This window comes from Sphingopyxis sp. (assembly GCF_035998965.1).
Lineage (GTDB): Bacteria > Pseudomonadota > Alphaproteobacteria > Sphingomonadales > Sphingomonadaceae > Sphingopyxis.
The window spans coordinates 38,436-55,659 of sequence record NZ_DASYHE010000097.1 but is presented as its reverse complement, the minus strand read 5'-3'; the positions used below and the strand labels follow the sequence as shown (position 1 = coordinate 55,659).

Annotated in this window: 21 protein-coding genes; 15 read left to right on the top strand and 6 right to left on the bottom strand. The window is 62.6% G+C overall.

Features of this window, described 5'->3' with window-relative positions; all coding sequences use genetic code 11:
* Nucleotides 1-44 precede the first annotated feature (44 nt).
* The gene (locus VGN68_RS17920; protein ID WP_414713054.1) at nucleotides 45-716 is read right to left on the bottom strand and encodes a hypothetical protein; all 672 of its coding nucleotides are present in this window, start codon (nucleotides 714-716) and stop codon (nucleotides 45-47) included.
* A gap of 160 nt (nucleotides 717-876) precedes the next feature.
* On the opposite strand from VGN68_RS17920, the gene ispH reads away from it, so the two are divergent.
* From ispH to rnhA, 3 genes are read left to right on the top strand one after another with little or no spacing between them, the layout of a single operon-like run.
* Nucleotides 877-1,863, top strand: a complete 987-nt coding sequence (gene ispH / locus VGN68_RS17915) for a 4-hydroxy-3-methylbut-2-enyl diphosphate reductase (RefSeq protein ID WP_327478670.1) — start codon at nucleotides 877-879, stop codon at nucleotides 1,861-1,863.
* On the top strand, nucleotides 1,863-2,825 hold the full coding sequence (gene thrB, locus VGN68_RS17910) for a homoserine kinase (RefSeq protein WP_327478668.1): 963 nt from the start codon (nucleotides 1,863-1,865) through the stop codon (nucleotides 2,823-2,825). Before ispH ends, thrB begins: the two co-directional genes overlap by 1 nt.
* Nucleotides 2,822-3,280 (top strand): ribonuclease HI, encoded by a 459-nt coding sequence (gene rnhA / locus VGN68_RS17905; RefSeq protein ID WP_327478665.1) that lies wholly within the window; start codon nucleotides 2,822-2,824, stop codon nucleotides 3,278-3,280. The genes thrB and rnhA overlap by 4 nt, the downstream gene beginning before the upstream one ends.
* An 18-nt stretch (nucleotides 3,281-3,298) precedes the next feature.
* Here the strand turns inward: rnhA and VGN68_RS17900 are convergent, their stop codons facing one another.
* Together VGN68_RS17900 and VGN68_RS17895 are read right to left on the bottom strand one after the other, a co-directional pair.
* Nucleotides 3,299-3,475, bottom strand: coding sequence for a YegP family protein (locus VGN68_RS17900; RefSeq protein WP_327478663.1), 177 nt, complete (start codon nucleotides 3,473-3,475; stop codon nucleotides 3,299-3,301).
* A gap of 91 nt (nucleotides 3,476-3,566) precedes the next feature.
* On the bottom strand, nucleotides 3,567-4,697 hold the full coding sequence (locus tag VGN68_RS17895; RefSeq protein WP_327478661.1) for an FAD-dependent oxidoreductase: 1,131 nt from the start codon (nucleotides 4,695-4,697) through the stop codon (nucleotides 3,567-3,569).
* Nucleotides 4,698-4,792: 95 nt separating this feature from the next.
* On the opposite strand from VGN68_RS17895, the gene VGN68_RS17890 reads away from it, so the two are divergent.
* From VGN68_RS17890 to VGN68_RS17860, 7 genes are all read left to right on the top strand, one after another.
* Complete coding sequence (locus tag VGN68_RS17890; protein WP_327478659.1) at nucleotides 4,793-5,275, top strand: A24 family peptidase; 483 nt, start codon at nucleotides 4,793-4,795, stop codon at nucleotides 5,273-5,275.
* 54 nt (nucleotides 5,276-5,329) lie between these two features.
* Nucleotides 5,330-6,367 carry a Flp pilus assembly protein CpaB gene (cpaB, locus tag VGN68_RS17885; protein ID WP_293704396.1) on the top strand — a complete coding sequence of 346 codons (1,038 nt, stop codon included), beginning with the start codon at nucleotides 5,330-5,332 and terminating at the stop codon, nucleotides 6,365-6,367.
* A gap of 1 nt (nucleotide 6,368) precedes the next feature.
* Nucleotides 6,369-7,850, top strand: coding sequence for a type II and III secretion system protein family protein (locus tag VGN68_RS17880; protein WP_327478656.1), 1,482 nt, complete (start codon nucleotides 6,369-6,371; stop codon nucleotides 7,848-7,850).
* Between the two features lie 25 nt (nucleotides 7,851-7,875).
* A complete protein-coding gene (locus tag VGN68_RS17875; protein ID WP_327478654.1) occupies nucleotides 7,876-8,520 on the top strand; it encodes a CpaD family pilus assembly protein in 645 nt (214 codons plus the stop codon).
* Nucleotides 8,517-9,791 carry a pilus assembly protein CpaE gene (locus VGN68_RS17870; RefSeq protein ID WP_293704391.1) on the top strand — a complete coding sequence of 425 codons (1,275 nt, stop codon included), beginning with the start codon at nucleotides 8,517-8,519 and terminating at the stop codon, nucleotides 9,789-9,791. The genes VGN68_RS17875 and VGN68_RS17870 overlap by 4 nt, the downstream gene beginning before the upstream one ends.
* Before the next feature lie 57 nt (nucleotides 9,792-9,848).
* On the top strand, nucleotides 9,849-10,817 hold the full coding sequence (locus tag VGN68_RS17865) for a type II secretion system F family protein (RefSeq protein WP_327478650.1): 969 nt from the start codon (nucleotides 9,849-9,851) through the stop codon (nucleotides 10,815-10,817).
* 70 nt (nucleotides 10,818-10,887) lie between these two features.
* Nucleotides 10,888-11,865 (top strand): type II secretion system F family protein, encoded by a 978-nt coding sequence (locus VGN68_RS17860; protein ID WP_327478756.1) that lies wholly within the window; start codon nucleotides 10,888-10,890, stop codon nucleotides 11,863-11,865.
* 57 nt (nucleotides 11,866-11,922) lie between these two features.
* Here the strand turns inward: VGN68_RS17860 and VGN68_RS17855 are convergent, their stop codons facing one another.
* Nucleotides 11,923-12,924 carry a fumarylacetoacetate hydrolase family protein gene (locus VGN68_RS17855; RefSeq protein WP_327478649.1) on the bottom strand — a complete coding sequence of 334 codons (1,002 nt, stop codon included), beginning with the start codon at nucleotides 12,922-12,924 and terminating at the stop codon, nucleotides 11,923-11,925.
* Nucleotides 12,925-12,981: 57 nt separating this feature from the next.
* Nucleotides 12,982-13,395 (bottom strand): hypothetical protein, encoded by a 414-nt coding sequence (locus tag VGN68_RS17850; protein WP_327478647.1) that lies wholly within the window; start codon nucleotides 13,393-13,395, stop codon nucleotides 12,982-12,984.
* Nucleotides 13,396-13,543: 148 nt separating this feature from the next.
* Here VGN68_RS17850 and VGN68_RS17845 point away from each other — a divergent pair, with 148 nt between their 5' ends.
* From VGN68_RS17845 to VGN68_RS17825, 5 genes are all read left to right on the top strand, one after another.
* Entirely contained in the window at nucleotides 13,544-14,776 is a 1,233-nt protein-coding gene (locus VGN68_RS17845; protein ID WP_327478643.1) for a sensor histidine kinase, read from the top strand.
* Between the two features lie 188 nt (nucleotides 14,777-14,964).
* Nucleotides 14,965-15,171, top strand: a complete 207-nt coding sequence (locus VGN68_RS17840; protein WP_088440752.1) for a cold-shock protein — start codon at nucleotides 14,965-14,967, stop codon at nucleotides 15,169-15,171.
* Between the two features lie 3 nt (nucleotides 15,172-15,174).
* Nucleotides 15,175-15,438, top strand: coding sequence for a translation initiation factor IF-1 (infA, locus tag VGN68_RS17835; RefSeq protein WP_088440753.1), 264 nt, complete (start codon nucleotides 15,175-15,177; stop codon nucleotides 15,436-15,438).
* Nucleotides 15,439-15,475: 37 nt separating this feature from the next.
* A complete protein-coding gene (locus VGN68_RS17830; RefSeq protein ID WP_327478639.1) occupies nucleotides 15,476-15,616 on the top strand; it encodes a hypothetical protein in 141 nt (46 codons plus the stop codon).
* Nucleotides 15,617-15,666: 50 nt separating this feature from the next.
* The gene (locus tag VGN68_RS17825; RefSeq protein ID WP_327478637.1) at nucleotides 15,667-15,906 is read left to right on the top strand and encodes a hypothetical protein; all 240 of its coding nucleotides are present in this window, start codon (nucleotides 15,667-15,669) and stop codon (nucleotides 15,904-15,906) included.
* Here the strand turns inward: VGN68_RS17825 and VGN68_RS17820 are convergent.
* Complete coding sequence (locus VGN68_RS17820) at nucleotides 15,903-17,219, bottom strand: aspartate aminotransferase family protein (RefSeq protein WP_327478635.1); 1,317 nt, start codon at nucleotides 17,217-17,219, stop codon at nucleotides 15,903-15,905. The two genes, VGN68_RS17825 and VGN68_RS17820, sit on opposite strands and share 4 nt — an antisense overlap.
* Nucleotides 17,220-17,224 lie beyond the last annotated feature (5 nt).

Sequence of the window (17,224 nt, the reverse complement as noted above, 5' to 3'; positions counted from 1 at the left end):
GCGGGGCTGAATGATGCGGACGACGCCATCGCGCCGCCGCGATCCTATCGTCGGACGTTATATTCGAGCTGTTCCTGCGTCAGCTGGAAACCGATCAGCAGTTCAAAGCTGGCGCGCTGCACCGCCGCGCGCACTTCGGGCAGGCTGAGCGGGTCGATCGCGGCATCTTGGTCACCCGCCTTGCGGCGGCGTGTGATGCGTTCCTGAATATCGGCGGGCAGTGTCGCCGCGGCGCGATCGACATAGGCCGACGCCTGCGCCCGGCCCGTGCCGCGCGTCTGTCCCTCGGGAAAGGTGACCACGACATTGCCGAGACGCTTGGCGACCACCGCGGTGCCGCCCTGAAGGACGGTGCCATAATAGGGTAAAGTCACCGACCGCGCGGGACCGGCGTCGCGGCGCGTCGCGACGACATCGAAACTGGCGAGCTGATAAACCTTCTCGCTGGCGTCATTGCATACCGGGGTCACATTGGTGATCGCAGCAACAATATCGATAGCGCGCGCGTCGCGGCTGGTCGCGGGGTCAAACAAGGTGACATCGCCGGTGTGCAGCGGCACCGCCACCGCCGGACAGGCGCTGCGCGTCGCGGTAATGCCGACACCGCCGGAAACGTCGATATCATTGTCCTTCGCACAGCCCGCCGCCGTCGCCATGGCTGCCGTGCCGCACAGCACGGTCAGGAACTTACGGGGTACGAACGAAATGGGCATCATGATAATCGGGCTTTCCAAACAGGCGCACTCACCAGGCTCAGGTCAGTCGGGACAGATAATCCCGCTTCATGCGCGCCGCTTCTTATCGGTGCGATGAACGCGGCGCAACGGTGCGAAGCCGCTTTACGCTATATGACCTGCTGCGCTAGAGCGCCCCATCATGAACGCACCCAACCCGACAGCAGGCCCCCGCGGCGCCGAAACGGCAGAACTCAGGCTTTTGGTCGCGGCACCGCGTGGTTTTTGCGCCGGAGTCGATCGTGCGATTCGGATCGTGGAGCTGGCGCTCGAACGCTATGGCGCACCTGTCTATGTCCGCCACGAGATCGTCCACAATCGCTATGTCGTCGACACCTTGAAAGCGCAGGGGGCGATTTTTGTCGAATCGCTCGATCAGGTTCCCGATGGCGTGCCCGTCGTGTTCAGCGCCCATGGTGTTCCCAAGGCCGTGCCGGCAAAGGCCGAGATGCGCGGGCTTTCCTATATCGATGCGACCTGTCCCCTGGTATCGAAAGTCCATCGCCAAGCCGAGCGGGCGTATGAGGCCGGGCGCCATATCGTCTTTGTTGGTCATGCTGGACATCCCGAAGTTATCGGGACGCTTGGCCAATTGCCCGATGGAGCGATGACGTTGGTGGAATCGGTCGATGACGTCGCGGCGCTGGCGCCGCCCGATCCCGAAATGTTGGCCTTTCTGACCCAGACCACTCTGTCGGTGGACGATACACGCGACATTGTCACGGCGTTGCGACATCGTTTCCCGACGATCACCGGACCGCGCGGCGAGGATATTTGTTACGCAACGTCGAACCGGCAGGACGCGGTCAAGGCGATCGCGGGCGATTGCGACCGGATGATCGTGATCGGTGCCCCGAACAGTTCCAACAGCCTGCGTCTCGTCGAAGTTGCCGAAAGAATGGGAACGCCGTCGCATCTGGTCCAGCGTGGCAACGATATCGACCCCGCCTGGCTGACCGACATTACGACGCTGGGCATTACGGCAGGCGCCAGCGCGCCCGAAACGCTGGTCCGCGAAGTCATCGACGCGGTCAGCGTGCACCGGCGGGTCATCGAAAAGATCGTGCTGACGGCCGAAGAGACAATGGTTTTCAAACTGCCGCGCGGTCTTGAGCCAACCGCCGCCTGATGGCCGTCTATACCCATGTCGATCCCGACGATCTGGCAACGCTGGTCGCGCGCTACGATATTGGCGGCGTTCTGTCGTGCAAAGGCATTGCCGAAGGGGTCGAGAACAGCAATTTCCTGCTCGAAACGACCGGCGGTCGCTTCATTCTGACCCTTTACGAAAAGCGCGTGAGCGAGGGCGATCTGCCTTTCTTTGTCGATCTGCTCGATCATTTGGCCGCCAGCGGCTCACCCGTCCCCGCCATGATCCGCGACCGCAATGGCACAGCGGTACAACGGATTTCGGGCCGTGCCGCCTGTATCATCCAGTTTCTGTCTGGAATATCGCTCACCCACCCGACCTCGGCCCAGTGCGAAGCGGCGGGCGCTGCGCTGGGCGCGATGCACGGCGCGCTGGCCGAATATGACGGCGCCCGGGCCAACAGTATGGGCCATCGTCATTGGCGCGCGGTCGCCGCTGCGACGGGAAATCTCGACGCGGTACGGCCAGGCTTGCAAGCGATCGTCGACGAAGAACTTGGCTTCGTCGACTCCCATTGGCCGACCGATCTGCCTGCGCATGTCATCCACGCTGACTTGTTCCCCGACAATGTGTTGATGCTTGGTGACCGAGTGACCGGGCTGATCGACTTTTATTTCGCCGCCAGCGACTTCCGCGCTTACGATCTGGCGATCACCCACGCGGCGTGGACCTTTTCCGCCGATGGCGGCACGTGCGACCCGGCACTCGCGCAGGCGCTGATGCGGGGCTATGCCAGCGAAATTGCGTTGACCGATGCCGAAGTTGCTGCACTGCCAACGCTGGCGCGCGGCGCATCGCTGCGCTTTCTGCTGACCCGCGCGCATGACTGGGTCCACACCCCCGCCGACGCACTGGTCACCCGCAAAGACCCCTCGCCCTTCCTTGCCCGCTTGTTGCGCTATCGCGCCGACGACGCTGCCCACCTGTTCGCCGTCGTATGAGCGACACGGCGAGCAGAACGGTAATCGTCGCCACCGACGGCGCCTGCAAGGGCAATCCGGGTCCGGGCGGCTGGGGTGCGGTGCTGCGCTGGGGTGATGTCGTGAAAAAGCTGTCGGGGGGCGAGCCCGACACGACGAACAATCGCATGGAATTGATGGCGGCGATCGAGGCGCTTGCGGCGCTTAAACGCCGCTGCAACGTCGAGCTATCGACCGACAGCGTCTACGTCCGCGACGGCATCACCAAATGGATTTTCGGCTGGCAGAAAAACGGCTGGAAAACCGCCGCCAAAAAACCCGTCGCCAATGCCGATCTGTGGCAACGCCTGCTTGCCGAAAGCAAGCGCCACGACATCACATGGTTGTGGGTCAAGGGTCACGCCGGCCATGGCGACAACGAAATCGCCGATCAACTCGCCAGCGACGCCGCATTGGAAATAGCGCGGGCGCGGTGAACGCCCGCGCACCGGAAATTATTCGGACTCGCGAACTTCGGCGCCGGGTCCGTTCTTCAGGATCGATTCGATGGCGTTTTTTGCCGAAGCTTTGCTCGCATAGCCTTCGGTCCAGAAGATCGTCTCGCTATTATATTTGAAATAGGCGACAAACTCCCCCGCCTTGTTCTTCTTGATCTCGAAATAATGGGCCATCGGATCCTCCACTGGTCGTTGCCGCGCTCCAGGTGACGCGGCGAGCCTATCGTAAGCAGGTGGATTCGACGCGCAAGCCGCCCGTTTGATGTCAGGCAAAACGTGACGAAGCGAAAGGCGTCGGATCGACCGCGCCGATGGCGCCGCCGGGCGGCGGCGCGCCAAGCTGTGCCGATAGCAGGGCCGCGATCGCGGGCGCGGTCTGGATACCGACGCCGCCCTGCCCCGCACACCAGATAAAGCCAGGCTCGTGCCGATCGGCGCCAAAGACGGGGATGCGATCAGGCGCAAAGCTGCGCAGCCCAGCCCATTTGCGCTCGACCGCGGCGATCGGCCAATCGACCACCGTCTGCAAGCGGTCGATCGCCACCGCAACGTCGATCTCCTCGGGCGCGGCGTCGTGCGGATCAACAGCGGTTTCATCATGCGGGCTCAGCCACACGCGGCCTTCGCTTTCGCCCTTGAAATAAAATTCCCCGCCAATGTGGATCACGAGCGGCAATTCGGCCGGAACCGGCACTCCAAGCCGCAATTGAATGACTGTGCGGCGATAAGGCTGGATTCCGACCGGCGCGACACCGCACGCTGCGGCGACCCGATCCGCCCATGCACCCGCGGCATTGACGATCAGCGCGGCACGGATCGCCTGCCCGCCCACCTGGACGTCCCACCCGTTGCCCATACGCCGTGCCGATTCCAGCGGCGTACCCGTTGCCACATGGGCTCCGGCACGTTTGGCGGCGCGCAGATAGGCCGCATGAAGCGCGCCGACGTCAATGTCGCTGCACGCTGCCTCAAAGGCCGCTTCGCTCCATTCAGCCCGGACGCCAGGGATTTTGGCGGCGACGTCGGCGGCGCCCATCCGCACGACCTCAACGCCTTTGGCCTGAAACTCTGCGGTAAAGCCATCCACCGCCCCCACTTCGGAGCGATGGCCGATCGTCAACGCCGTGCGCGGTGACAGAAATCCGCGCTCGGAAAATTCGGGCGCGGGACGGGCCAGTGTATCGAAAGACGCCATCGACAGGGGCTGCACCCGCGCCCCGCCATACGTCTCGTGCCAGAAGGCGGCCGAACGGCCCGTGGCATGATATCCCGGGACGTCCTCCGCCTCGATCAGTATCACCCGGCGCCAGGGCGCCAGTGCCGCGGCCAGACTGGCGCCGGCGATGCCCGCGCCGACGATCAGCACGTCGGTGGCAGAAGGCGGCGCAGCGGTCATGCTCCGCCGCATATCCATTGGCTCACGGAATGCAAGCCGCGCCGCCCGCTCCGCATGGTTACTCTTTGGTAAGCCATGTTGCGTAGGAGAGCCCGATGGACAGTGGCATGATATCCCTTGGCCTGATGGCCGTTCTTGGCCTGTTGATGATCACCGCGGCGATCAGCGACCTTCGATCGCGAACCATTTCCAACGAACTCAACGCCGCGATGGCCTTGCTGGCGATCCCCTTCTGGGTCGCAACCGGCCTTTCGCTGTGGCCGGATATCCCGATCCAATTCGGCGCAGCCTTTGCGGTCTTCCTTGTTTTCGCCGGTCTGTTCGCGATCGGCGCCATGGGCGGCGGCGATGTAAAGATGATCGGCGCGGTCATGCTCTGGGTGCCGCTACCCTTGTTCCTGCCCATGCTGACGGTGATGGCCGTGGGCGGCGGAATCCTCTCGGCGGTCATGCTCGTTCGAATGAAAATGCGCCCTTCCGACAAGCCGGTGGAGGTGCCTTACGGCGTCGCCATCGCCGCCGCGGGACTGTGGGCGCTTCACCAACAATATCTTAACCAGTTTCAGGCTATCGCATGAATCTGAGGGCAAACACCGCCGCGTCTGGCCGGTGTTAGGAGGCGAAAAATCGTCATGGATACGCGAAAGATTATGCTGATCGTTGGCGCGCTGGTCATTGCGATCGGTGCAGCGTTCGGGGTCAACCAGATGATGCGGGGCGCATCGGCTCCGGAAGCGCGGGCCGCTGCGGCGCCCGAAATTACCGGCCCGATGATCTTGGTCGCAACCCGGCAGCTGCCGGTGGGGACGATCATTGGTCCCGACAGCTTCCGTTTTCAGCCTTGGCCGAAAGAGCTGGTCGAAAAGGCGTATTTCATGAAAGAAAAGACCGACGTCAACACGTTGGTCGGCACCGTCGTGCGCTATCCGATCACCGCCGGTCAGCCGCTTACCCAAGGCGCGCTGGTCCATCCCGACGATCGCGGCTTCCTTGCCGCGGCGCTTGGCCCGGGTATGCGCGCGGTCACGGTCAAGGTGAGCCAGGAACAGGGCGTAGCGGGCTTTGTCTTCCCGGGTGACCGCGTGGATGTGCTGCTGGCCCAGACCATCGAGGTCAAGGAAGGCAGCTCCTACCCCGACGACCAGATTTTCACCGCCGAAACGATCGTGCGCAACGTCCGCGTGCTCGCCACCGATCAGCGCTACGACGCTGAGGACGAGACCGGGAAAACTCCGGTTCGCACCTTTGGCTCGGTCACGCTCGAAGCGACACCCGACCTCGCCGAACGCATCGCCGTCGCGCAGAGCATGGGCAAATTGTCGCTCGCACTGCGTCCGCTGGCTGAAAGCACCGGCGAACTTGAAGCGGCCATCGCATCGGGTGACATCAATGTCCCCGCCAAGGGCGGCACCGAAGCCGAACGCCGCATGCTGGCGCAGGCCCAGGCGCGCCCCGTGACGTCAAAGACGGCCACGACGGGCGGCGACGTCTCACGCTTCTGGATCCCGGTCAGCGGCCGTGTTGGCGGCGGATCGCGTCCGCAACAGCAGATGGGTGGTGCACCGGCAGCGCCCGCAGGCGGCAATTATGGGCCGACAGCACCGAGTGGCCCGGTCGTCCGCGTCACCCGCGGTGACAAAGTGACCGAAGTTTCGGTTGGGGGTAAATAAGATGAACAGCAAAGCCAATTTCAAGGCAGTGGCCCTGGCCCGCACCTTGGCCATCGGCCTGGTAGCAGCGGCTCTGGTCTCGGCTCCTTCGACGCCGGTGGTGGCGCAAGCGACCCAGAACGCCAGCAGCAGCATCGATCTGTCGGTCGGTCGTGGTCGGTTGATCAGCCTGCCCGCAGCGATGACCGACATCTTCGTCGCCAACGACGAAGTCGCCGACGTCCAGGTGCGCTCCGGTCGCCAGCTCTATATCTTTGGCAAAAAACCCGGCGAAACGAGCATCTATGCCACCGACGCCAGCGGCCGGGTCGTGTTTTCGACCGTTGCCCGCGTCGGCAACAATATCGAAACGATCGACCAGATGCTGTCGTTGGCGATGCCGGACGCCAGCATTTCGGCGAATACCATGAACGGTTTTGTCCTGCTGACAGGGACGGTTCAGTCGCCCGACGATGCTGCCGAGGCCGAAATGTTGGTCCAGGCATTTGTCGGGGAAGGAACCAAAGTCCTCTCGCGCCTGCGCACCGCGACTCCATTGCAGGTCAATCTGCAAGTCCGCATCGCCGAGGTGAACCGGTCGCTGGTCAAGGAAATGAATGGCAACATCCTGACCCGCGATACCGAAAGCGCACTTGGCAACGGGTTCCTGGGCGGCGTTTTCGGGGGTCGCACCGCCGGGTCGATCTCGACGGACGCAAATGGCAACACGATCTATAACATCACGACGCCATCTGGCACGCGCAGTTTGGCGGGCGCAGGTCGCCTGTTCGGTCTCGATCTGATCGCATCGCTCGATATCGGCGAACGGTCGGGTCTGGTTGCCACCTTGGCTCAGCCCAATCTGACCGCGATTTCAGGCGAAACCGCCGACTTCTTGGCGGGCGGCGAGTTCCCGGTTCCAATCCCCGGTAACCTCGCCGGAACGACGATCGAATACCGCAAATATGGCGTCAGCTTGGCCTACACCCCGACGGTTCTTTCCAACGGCCGTATCAGCCTGCGCGTTCGCCCCGAAGTGTCGGAGCTTTCGACCGAAGGTGCGATCGAACTCGACGGCTTTCAGGTGCCTGCGCTCACCGTGCGCCGCGCCGAAACGACGGTTGAACTGGGATCGGGCGAAAGCTTCATGATCGCCGGCCTGATGAACAACCGTTCGATCGGGGCGATCGACAAGATGCCTGGCCTGGGCGATGTGCCGTTGCTCGGCATGTTGTTCAAATCGGACAGCTTCCGCCGCGGCGAAACCGAATTGGTGATCGTCGTGACCCCCTATCTGGTTCAGCCGGTGTCAGCCAACAATATCAAGCTGCCGACCGACGCTTATCAGGACGCCAATGATTTGCAGCGCATCCTGCTCAACCAGACTGGCGACGGGGTGACTGGCGGCGACCGGCCAAAGCCGCGGCTCGACACCAATGTTGGCGACGCCGACCGCCCACGAGGCAGCAACGTCGACGCCGCCCCCGGCTTCAGCATCAAGTGACATCCAGGATTTCAGGAGCAAAGTGATGAAGAAAATTGCAACTTGGACGGTCCTGGCCCTGAGCACAGCGCTCGCGGGATGTTCTGGCGCCGCCTATAGCAACCGCAGCCTCGATTCGGTGCATCAGCCGGTCGTGCGCAATGCCATCCACCAATTCGACGTCGCCGCCGCAGGCGGCGAACTGCCGCCCAGCGAGCAGGGCCGTCTGCAAGGCTGGCTCGACGCGATGGGGGTCCGCTATGGCGACCAGATTTCGATCGAGGATCCGTCAGTTTATGGCGCCACGGCGGCGCAGGCGACGGTGCGATCGATGATCGCACGCCGCGGCCTGCTGGTCAGCAACGATGTCCCCGTAACCACTGGCGCGGTGCCGCAGGATCATCTGCGGATCGTCGTGACGCGCGCGTCGGCGTTTGTTCCGGGCTGCCCAAATTGGGAGAGCAAGTCGTCGATCAACACGGCCAATGCGACCTCGTCGAATTATGGTTGCGCCACCAACAGCAATCTTGCCGCGATGGTCGCTGACCCCAACGACCTGATCAAGGGCGCACGCAGCGATCGCAACGACCCTTCGATGGCAACCCGCGCAATCAAAACCTTCCGCGAAAAGCCACAGACAGGCGCCGGCGAACTGCGCGGTCAATCAACCAGCAACGGAGGTGGTCAGTGAACGCTCCTTTCAAATCAGCGGGACTGCGCGATCCGTTCAGCGCCTATGTGTGCGACGACGATACGCTGGAGTTGATCCGCGCCGCTGCCAACGACATGGGTTGGCCCATCGAAAAATGTAACAAGGGCGGCCTGCGTAACGCCGTTCAGTCGCTATCGGTTTCCGCCAGCCCGAACATCCTGTTCGTTGACATGTCTGAATCGGGCGATCCGATCAACGACATCAACGCGCTCGCCGAAGTCTGCGAGCCTGGTACGGTCGTGATTGCGGCGGGCCAGGTCAACGATGTGCGCCTGTACCGCGATTTGCTGTCGAGCGGCATTCAGGACTATCTGCTCAAGCCGCTATCGCTGGAACAGGTCCGCGAATCGCTGACCATGGCGCAGGCGATGTTGACGGCGCCGAAACATGCCGACGCGCTCGACGACAAACCCCATCACATGATGGCGGTGGTCGGTGTCCGCGGCGGTGTCGGTGCCTCGCTCGTCTCGACGTCGCTTGCTTGGGCGATGAGCGAACAGGCGGGCCGCCAGACGGCGCTACTCGACCTCGACGTGCATTTCGGCACCGGCGCGCTGACACTCGATCTGGAACCCGGTCGCGGTCTGATCGACGCGATCGATAATCCGAGCCGCATCGACGGGCTGTTCATCGAACGGGCCATGGTGCGGGCGTCGGACAAGCTCAGCCTGCTGTCGGCCGAAGCGCCGATCCACCAGCCAGTGATGACCGATGGTTCAGCCTTTTTCCAACTGGAGGAAGAACTGCGCGGCGCGTTTGAAATGACGATCGTCGATATCCCGCGCCAGGTGCTGATCCCCTTCCCGCATCTTGTTGCGGAAGCCGGCACGATCCTGCTGGTCAGCGACGTGACGCTCGCCGCCGCGCGTGACACGATTCGCCTGTTGTCCTGGTTCAAACAGAATGTTCCAGGTGCGCGCGTGGTGCTGGTCGCCAACAAATTCCAGAATGCCGTCGGTGAACTTTCGCGCAAAGAATTTGAATCGTCGATCGAACGTCAGGTCGATATTGTCATTCCGTTCGACCCGAAACTGGTCTGCCAGTCGGCAAAACTCGGAAAATCCTATGCCGAGGTCTGCAAGGGCACAAAAACGGCGCAGGTATGGAATAATCTGATGCGTCTGATCCTGGACGGCGCCGATATCGAGGCCGAAGAAGCTCAGGCTGCAGCCGCCAAGGGCAAATCGGGCGGTTCGCTGCTCGGCAAACTTGGCCTGATGACGAAAAAGCGCGCGAAACAGGCGGCATAACGACCCGCTTGACGGGCCGTCACCACCACTGAGCGATAGAAGCGGACATCTGCCGATATGAACCTGCCAGTTATCCTTATCATTGCGGCGGCCTTTCTGGCCTTTGCGCTGCTTGTCATCTTGCTGGGCGGCCCGTCGGCCGGCAAGGCCAAGACGCGGCGTCTGGCGATGGTCAAGGATCGCCATGCCGCCTCGACCGAAGCGGTGGTGGCCGCGCAGATGCGCAAGACCATCCAGTCGGTCGGCCAGAGCGGGACGTCGTTGACCAGCCTGATGCCGCGCCGCGAGGAAATGGAAAAACGCCTGCGTCGCACCGGCAAGGGATGGACGCTGACGCAATATATGTTTGCGTCGATGGCGTTGTTCGTCGTGGTCACAGGCGGCATGTTGGCGATTCGCGCGCCGATCATGATGGCCGGGATGATCGGCCTGTTGCTCAGCCTTGGGCTGCCCTATTTCATTGTCGGCCGCGCCATCAAAAAACGCGTCGCACAATTCACCACCCGTTTTCCCGACGCGATCGACCTGCTCGTCCGCGGCCTGCGATCCGGCCTGCCGGTCACCGAAACCTTTCAGATCGTCAGCCAAGAGCTGCCGGGACCGGTCGGCGAGGAGTTCAAGGGCGTCATTGAACGCATCCGCATCGGCAACACCATGGAAGCTGCCTTGCAGGAAACGGCGATCATGCTGGGGACTCCAGAGTTTCAGTTTTTCTGCATCACCATTCAAATCCAGCGCGAGACCGGCGGCAATCTGGCAGAAACGCTGTCGAACCTGTCCGACGTCCTGCGCAAGCGGGCTCAAATGAAGCTGAAGATCCGCGCGATGTCGTCCGAAGCGAAAGCGTCAGCCTATATCGTCGGCGCGCTGCCATTCTTTGTGTTTGGCGTCGTCTGGTCGATGAATCCCGATTATCTCGCTGGCTTTTTCTACGAGCAACGCCTGATCATCACGGGGCTTGGCGGCCTGGTCTGGATGGGCATGGGGGTCGGGATCATGGCCAAAATGATCAGCTTCGAAATTTGAAGGGGCGAATATCGTGAACAGCAGCCTCCTTCTCACCACATTCTCCGGCGCTCAGACCGGCCCGACCTTGATGGGCATCGACGTCGTCTGGGCCGGCACCATGCTTGCGGCGGTCGGCGTATTCGCCGTCTTGTTGGCCATTTATGGTGCGCTGACCGTGCGCAATCCGATGACCAAGCGGGTCAAGGCGCTCAATGAACGCCGCGAGCAGCTCAAGGCCGGCATCACCGCATCGACGGCGAAACGCCGCGCCAAGCTGGTGCGAAAGAACCAGCACGCCGACAAGATGCGCACCTTCCTCGGCAAACTTCAGGTGTTGCAGGAAGGACAGATTAAAGAAGTCCAGCAAATGCTGGCGCAGGCCGGCATCCGTTCAAAGGATCTGGCCGTCGCGGTGATCTTTGGCCGCCTGGTCCTGCCGATTGTGTTCGGGGGCCTTGCCGCCTTCCTGATCTATGGCATCGAAATGTGGCCCGACCTGACGCCGTTCAAGCGGTCGGGCGCGACGATGGCCGCCCTGGTGCTTGGCTACAAGGCGCCCGATCTGTTCGTGCAGAACAAGCGCACCAAGCGCACCGACGCGATCCGCAAAGGGCTGCCCGATGCGCTCGATCTGCTGGTCATCTGCGCCGAAGCTGGCTTGACCGTCGATGCGGCCTTCTCGCGCGTGTCGAAGGAACTGGGCCGCGCCTATCCCGAACTGGGGGAAGAATTCGCGCTCACGTCGATCGAGCTCGGCTTTTTAACCGAACGGCGTCAGGCGTTCGAAAACCTGGCCTATCGCGTCAATCTGGAGTCGGTGAAAGGCGTCGTGACGACCATGATCCAGACCGAAAAATATGGGACGCCGCTGGCCAGCGCGCTGCGCGTGCTGTCGGCCGAATTCCGCAACGAACGCATGATGCGTGCCGAGGAAAAGGCTGCGCGCCTGCCCGCGATCATGACCGTCCCGCTGATCCTGTTCATTCTGCCGGTGCTGTTCATCGTCATTCTGGGCCCGGCGGCCTGTTCGCTCAGCGACGCGATGTCGGGGGGCAGCTTCGGCTGATCCGATCGTCCCAGCGAAACCACAAAAGGGGCGGGCGTAAACCCGCCCCTTTTTGTTTTAAATCACCTGCTGTTCGATTGCGCCAAAAATGCTGTGGTGGCGCTCGTCGTCCATCCAGATGCGAACCGTATCGCCCTTTTGCATGAAGGGTGTCTTGGGCTCGCCCTGCAGGATTGTCTCGACCGTCCGCACTTCCGCCAGACAGCAATAGCCAAGCCCGCCATCGGCGATCGGCTTGCCGGGGCCGCCATCGGAATCGCGGTTCGATACCGTCCCCGACCCAATAATCGTCCCCGCGCCGAGATCGCGCGTTTTGGCCGCATGGGCGATCAGCGCGCCAAAATCGAACGTCATATCGACCCCCGCATCCGCGCGCCCCAGCGGCTCGCCGTTGAGGTCAACGCACAATGTCCCGTGCAGCTTACCATCCTGCCACCGATCGCCCAGCGCTTCGGGGGTGACGAAAACCGGCGACATCGCGCTTGACGGTTTCGACTGGAAAAAGCCGAACCCTTTCGCGAGTTCACCCGGGATCAGGCCGCGGAGCGACACATCGTTGGTCAAACCAACAAGCAGAATCTTGTCGCGCGCTGCCACCGCATCGATTCCCGCGGGAACGTCGCCGGTCACGACGACCACTTCCGCCTCCATGTCGCAGCCCCACGCCGGGTCGCCGAGCGGGATTGGGTCGCGCGGACCCAGGAAGGCATCGCTGCCGCCCTGATACATCAGCGGATCGTGCCAGAAACTGTCGGGCATTTCGGCTCCGCGCGCCTGCCGCACCAGCGCGACATGGTTCACATAGGCGCTGCCATCGGCCCATTGATAGGCCCGCGGCAGGGGCGATGCCGCCTCGCGCTCGTGAAACCGCTCCTTGGGGATTGCATCGTGATTCAGGTCTTCGGCCAGCGCAGCGAGACGCGGCGCGGCATAGGCCCAATTGTCGAGCGCCGCCTGCAAAGTCGGAACGATGTGACCGGCTTCGGCATACCAGGCCAGATCGTCCGACACGACGACGAGACGACCGTCGCGGCCCTGTTTGAGCGAAGCTAGTTTCACGAAAACTCCTTTGGCTGGCGACGCGGCTGAACCGACATCGCCATTAAGGAGCGAAAATCAGCGCGACGTCGTGATCGAGGCGAAACAGGTAAAGCCGCTCTGCCCCGCCTGCAAGCGCCGGATGTACTGGAGATACGCCTGCGACTGATTATAGGTGGTGCCGGGCAGCGTCTGCCCGCGGAACGCGCGCTTAACTTCTTCGCCGGTGAAAGGCCGCAAGGCGCCCGGAAACGCCCCCTTGGTGCCCGGAGGAACCAGCTTGCCCTGGCCATCAATGAACTGACCAGCGCCGCCGGGACCGGGAACGGGGATCTGGCAATTCATCACCGACACCGCAGTCTGCGCAAAGGCGGGACGGATCGTCAGCGCGGCCGACACGCCAACGGCGCCCAGCGCCAGCATCCGGCGCCGCGAAGGAATGGCATCACCGGTTTCCGTGGCACTGTCGGTCGGAATTTCGCTTTTATCCATGGCTGGCGCATAACCCAATGAGGACGCAAGGAAAAGCAAAACACCGCCGCCAATGCCATCCTTCCCGGTTTGGGACATCGGCCGCCCAAGCGTTAACACCCGCAAACAGCATTGCGCCCGCCCCTCGCTTCGTGCGAGGCGACGGAGGATGTTCGACCGCCTGTCCAGCCTCGTCATTGCGCTGACCATGATCGTCATCGCGGCGATCTTTGCCGCCTTGACCGGCGGTGACCTGTTGGCGATTGCGATCATGGCCGTCGCCGGTTTTGTTGGCGCAGGCACGATTTATAGCGCCCTACCGTCTGTGCCACCCGACCACCCGGGCGCCGCGCAACCGCCCGCCGAGACCGCGCCCACATCGTTGCTTCGTCACCCCGATTTCGCGCATTGGGTTGATCAAGAAAAAGAGCCTTTGCTTGGCACAGCCGACAATATCGTGACGATCGCCAATGACGCCGCGGTTCGGCTGCTCGGGCGGCATATTGTCGGCGCCGACGTGCGGACGGCGATCCGGCACCCGGCAGCGACCGACTGGTTGGCGCGCATTCAAGGCGATACGCCGCTGGAACCAGTCAATCTGGTGGATTTTCCGAGGCCGGGCCAGCGCTGGACGATACGGATCGCCACCTTGTCGGGCAGCGAGAATATCATCTTCCTGTCCGACCGTTCGGCGATCGACGCCGCCGACCGGATGCGGTCCGATTTCGTCGCCAACGCCAGCCACGAACTGCGCACACCACTGGCCGCGATCCTCGGCTATGTCGAAACTTTGCAGGAAATGAACGGCGAAACCGACGCACCAACCCGCGACCGGTTCCTTTCTATCATCGAACGCGAAGCGCGGCGGATGCAACAACTGGTGATTGACCTCCTGTCGATCTCGCGGGTCGAGGCCGACCGCTTTCGGCGCCCGACGGCCAGGGTCGACCTGGCTGCGATCGTTCGCACCGCCATTGGCCAGCTAAGCGACAGCGAGCCCGCGCGCGCAAAGGATCTGGTGGCAAAACTCGGCGACAGCACACAGCCGATGCTCGGCGACGAGGCCCAACTCAGCCAGCTCGCGCACAACATCATTTCGAACGCGATGAAATATGGTCACGCCGGAACGCCGGTGACGGTGGAACTCTCGCGCGAAGGCAATCGGGTGCGCCTGTTGGTTCGCGATCAAGGCGACGGCATCGCGCCCGATCATCTACCGCGGCTGACCGAACGATTCTATCGCGTCGATGAAGCGCGCAGCCGTTCAGTCGGCGGGACCGGCCTCGGCCTCGCGATCGTCAAACATATCGGAGAGCGGCATCAGGGGCAGCTCGACATCGACAGCGAAGTCGGCAAGGGGACCCAGGTTTCGGTCACGTTTCCGCTGCTGCTGGACCGCTGAACGGGCCTCTCCCCATGCCTGCATCCGGGGTTATCCTTGACTTTTCGTATCTTGGCGCCTATCTCAAGCGGGCTATCGTCGCTTTCGACGGATTTTGTTGCCGTATCGGCAGGACCTTCCTTCCTCACGCTTCCTGGCGCCGCCGATATCAATCGGCGGTAACTCCGCTTCCGTGAAAGGAACGACCTATGCCCACCGGCACCGTAAAATTTTTCAACACCGACAAAGGCTATGGCTTTATCGCCAATGAGGATGGCTCGGGCGACAGCTTTGTCCACATCACCGCCCTCGAACGCGCCGGCATGTCGACGCTGAACAAGGATCAGCGCGTTTCTTATGATTTGGAAACCGACCAGCGCGGCAAAGTGTCCGCTGTCAATATCCAGTCGGCCTAAACTTTGGCCAAAGAGGAACTACTGACCCTCGACGGCCAGATCGATGAGATCCTTCCCGACGGACGCTTTGGCGTCACGCTGGAAAATGACCATCGGATCATCGCTTATACGGCAGGCCGGATGCGACGTTTCCGTATCCGGTCGGTCGTCGGCGATGCCGTTCGCGTCGAAATGACGCCTTATGACCTGACCAAAGGCCGCATCATCTATCGTGATCGCGGCGCCGGTCCGGCCGGTAGCGGTCCGCGCAAGGGCAACCGACGCTGACCCCCGACAACATAACAATCGATGAATACAGGATAATATGAACTTAATTTCGAACAGCTTCCCTTCCCTCCTCCGCCCCTATGCCGCGATCAACGCGCCGGCGCGGAAAACCAATCGGCGATCACCCACCCTGTCGCAAAGCGAATTGCGCCGCTTGATCGCCCAGATGATCGACTGATCTCAAGCAGACCGACCGATTTACCCACCATAGACCAAAGGATATCCGCCATGTCGAACACCAGTGACTTCTATCAGACTCAGGCGGATAAATGCGCGGTCGATGCGGCGGCCAGCACCTTATCGCAGGTTCGCGACCGCAATCTGCGCGCCGAACAGGCGTGGCGCACGATGGCCGAACGTCTGGTTCAGACCGAAGCGACGCGCGCCCGTCAGGTCGCCGCAACTGCTGCCAAGGCCGAGGCAAACGCCGAAGCGGCCGCAATGCAGATGGACAGCTTCGAGCGTTAATCGACCGCGTCGAGCAGATCGGCGATCTTCCCGAACATTTCGTCGATCTGCGCTTTCTCGACGATCAGGGGCGGCGACAGGGCGATAATATCGCCCGTCGCGCGCACCAGCACGCCCTTGTCGAAACAGGCGTGGAACAGCTCCATCGCGCGCGCCGTCGGCGCGCCCGGTCGCGGTTCGAGTTCAATGCCCGCAACCAGGCCGATGGTGCGGATATCAATAATGTGCCGCTTGCCCCTCAGACTGTGCGCCGCGTCTTCCCAATAGCCGCCGAGTTCGCTTGCGCGGTCGAACAGGCCATCGCGCGCATAAAGATCGAGCGTCGCGAGTCCGGCCGCGCTCGCTAGCGGGTGGCCCGAATAGGTGTAGCCATGAAACAGCTCGATGCCCGCGTCGACGCTGTCCAGCACCGCATCATGCAGCTCGCGCTTTACCGCAACAGCGCCCATCGGCACCGCGGCGTTGGTCAGGCCCTTCGCCATGGTGATCATGTCGGGCGTCACCCCCCACTGCCCCGCCGCGGTCGCGCCGCCGATCCGGCCAAAGGCGGTGATTACCTCGTCGAAGATCAGGATGATCCCGTGCCTGTCGCAAATCTCGCGCAGGCGTTGCAGATAGCCGACCGGCGGTACCAGCACCCCGGTCGATCCTGCCATCGGCTCGACGATCACCGCCGCGATGGTCTCGGCGCCGTGGAGGTCGACTAGCCGCTGAAGATCGTCGGCGAGTTCGGCGCCATGCTGCGGAAAACCGCGCGTGAACGCGTTGCGCGCGATGTCGTGTGTGTGACGCATATGGTCGACACCGGGCAGGCCGCCACCAAAGGCACGGCGGTTGTTGACCAGCCCGCCGACACTGATCCCGCCAAAGCCGGTGCCATGATAACCGCGCTCGCGCCCGATCAGCCGCGTCCGCGTCCCCTGCCCCTTCGCACGCTGGATCGCGAGCGCGATCTTTAGCGCCGTATCAACCGATTCGGAGCCGCTGTTGGTAAAGAATGTCCGGTCGAGCCCATCGGGCATTAGCGCCGCGAGGCGCTGCGCGAGTTCGAATGGCAGCGGGTGGCCGAGCTGAAACGTCGGCGCAAAATCGAGCTTTGCCGCTGTCTTTGCTATCGCATCAGTAATCTCCGGGCGACAATGACCGGCATTGCTGCACCACAGCCCCGACGTCCCGTCGAGGATCGTCCGCCCGTCGCTGCTGTGATAATACATCCCGCTTGCCGATACGAGCTGACGCGGGTTCGCCTTGTAAGACCGGTTGGCAGTAAACGGCATCCAGAACGCCGCCAGCGGATCATTTTCGCCCTTCACTGCCA